This is a genomic window from Bacillus cereus group sp. BfR-BA-01441 (assembly GCF_022663075.1).
GTDB lineage: Bacteria > Bacillota > Bacilli > Bacillales > Bacillaceae_G > Bacillus_A > Bacillus_A cereus.
Genome location: NZ_JAKUEU010000178.1, coordinates 1 through 2,774 on the forward strand (window position 1 = coordinate 1; position 2,774 = coordinate 2,774).

A 2,774-nucleotide genomic window follows, 5' to 3' on the forward strand; every position below is an offset into this window, starting at 1 on the left:
TTATTTGTAAAATCAATTTTTGCTGTATTTAAAATTTCCGAACCAGATGGTACTCCTTCTTTTATTTGAGATTTAATTTGCAAATGAAATTCGTTTTTACCATCTAATTTTGTGAAATCTTTTACTGTAGCTGTTACTTTTTGACCTTCTATAGCTACCTCTACAATGCTTGCATTTACTTCTGCTCCATCAATTTTCACGATTGGCTTTCCTTGAATCACTAAATGATTATCCAAAGTATCTGTTACCACATATTTTTTGTATTCCTTAATGTCTTCTGGAATTAATGTTTTAATATCATAATTATAATTAGTTAACGGATTGATTGGTAACGCTTCCAATTTTCCGTTAATCTTTTTATCAATTATTGGTTCTTCATAGTTTTTCACTTCTAATTTAACTACTGTACCAGAAGTAATAGTTCCATCTTCATTAATTGTTCCGGAGTTCTTAACAAAAAACTCACGTTTAGTTGGATCTATTACATAGCCTTTCGGAGCTTTTGTTTCTTGGAAATAGTATTCTCCATACACCAATCCTTGCACGCGAATATGACCATTAGCATCTGTTACTAACTCTTTTTTCACTTCTGTACCGTCTTTTTTAAATAAAGAGAATACTGCACCTGCTAATGCTTTTTCATTTACACCAGTTTTTATTAAATCCACTGCACCACGTTTAACCTCATTTTTAGGATACATGTGAACATCATAGTTTAGCACCTTACCCTCTTTATTCGTTAATGGGATATCCACTGTATACGTATTGGGATTTAGATTAACATGTGGAGGTCCTGCCACTTCTTTCACCTCATAACGTCCTAGCGGAAGATCTTTTAATACAGCTTGTCCGTTATCATCTGTTACTACTTGATTTGGAGTGGCTCCCATTACAGGTTTCACATCTTCTTTCACGATTTTCCCATCGTTTGAAATTTTTTCAAAAGAAGCAACCCTTTTCACTTCAAACGTTACACCTTTTAATGGTTTCGCATCTTTTGGCACCTCTTGATTTGCAGAACCGTCACCTTCTAGTCCCTGCGCTCCATCTTTTTCTTGTTCATACTTATGAATCGTTAAAGTACCTTTAGATGGTGAATCTGCCTTTACTAATACACTAGACCATGTAGAAAATGTTAAGAATAACACTAAAAGCACACTAAATATTTTTTTCATTTCTCTTATCCCCTTTACTACTTCTATCATTTTAAAAATCTCTTTATTACTATTACCTTCTTAAAAGCAATAGTGTGCCAAGTATCAGATTTAAACGAATAACATAAAACATAGTCGTCCAACAATCCATTGTTTACAATCACTTATTCACTTTTCTTATCTTCTATTATTACGTTGTCTCTCCACATGATATATGTAATTTTCTCCCCTAAATTACACTTATATCTCTACTTCAAAAATCATTACATTTGTTACATAATAGCTTTCACTGCTAATTTCGACTAGTCACTTACTGTCAATCTATTCATTTCTCACTTCCTATCCCTATTTAAAATCCAACCTTAATCATTTTTAATACATATAAGTAATAACCAACAAATAAGTGTGACGATTCATATTTTACGCTACTGTCCAAAACTATTACCTGTATATTCAAATAATATGTGCTATTCATGTTAAATTATGGTATTATTCTTAGAAGTTTATAACTTTTATTTATATTTTTTATTAATAAAGATTTTCCGTTTCTACTTATGAAAAAAGGAATATATGTTTATTTAACTATTACGCATAACTGTAAGGAGGAAGAATATGACTAAAAAGCTCAGTCTAGTTGAGATAGAGTACATTTGCAATATGTTTTTCCAATCTTTTGAAATTCCAGTTTGTTTTTTAGATTGTAACAAAAATATTCTTTTAGAATTCACATCAAAAAGTGATTCACATTCGTTGTATACATCAAAAATAGAACAGTTACATGTGCTTTTTCAGAGAAATGATACATATAATTTCCCCATCTTCAGAACTCACGAACATCTAGGGCACTTCATTTTAATTCACATAAAGAGCGATTATATGGTGAACGGTACTGTTATTATTGGGCCCTTGGCACATGTAAATTTTTCTACAAGTAAAACGGATAGTAACCTTAATTTCATTCCAAATTATAAAAGAACAAGAAACCATTATTTTTCATTGTCAGTCAAAGATCAAAATTTCTTTGTAAATATGGCAATATTGTTCTATAACATTTTCTATAAAAAAATTTCAGATGTAAGCACCTTTTCAAATAACAGTGACTCACTTCATATAAGTCATAGCAGAATCTTAAACGAAGATGTATATATTTCAATGCAAAAAGACGAATCCGTTTATCATAATTTATATATAGAACAGCAACTGCTTGGTTCTATAGAAAACGGGGATAAAGAAACCGTACTCAAATATTATTACGAATTCCAACAAGAGACTCTTTCATCTTTATCTTCATTCCATCAATTAAGACGTCATAAAAACATTTGTATTTCATCCATCACGCTCGCTACTAGATATGCGATAAAAGGGGGACTTCCATCTGGGATTGCTTACAAAATTTATGATTTACATATTCAAAGAACAGAAGATTTAAAAGACAAAGAATCTGTTTGGGATTTATTAAAAAATGCTTTTTGTACCTTTGCAGACCGTGTAAAGGCACAAAAAACACAGCAACATTCACAGACTATTGCTATTTGCAAAAACTACATTTTTAAAAATATTTACAATCCAATATCTGTTAAACAACTTGCTAAATTTGCAAATGTGAATTCAGATTATTTA

General features: G+C 30.7%; 2 protein-coding genes. One reads left to right on the forward strand and one right to left on the reverse strand.

The features are described 5' to 3' along the window. Positions 1-1,175: MSCRAMM family protein (locus MR107_RS29590; RefSeq protein WP_242293113.1), on the reverse strand; the 1,175-nt coding region annotated here is incomplete at its 3' end. Positions 1,176-1,766: 591 nt separating this feature from the next. Between MR107_RS29590 and MR107_RS29595 the strand changes: the two genes are divergently transcribed. After that, a partial coding sequence (locus tag MR107_RS29595; RefSeq protein ID WP_242293114.1) for an AraC family transcriptional regulator occupies positions 1,767-2,774 on the forward strand: 1,008 nt, incomplete at its 3' end.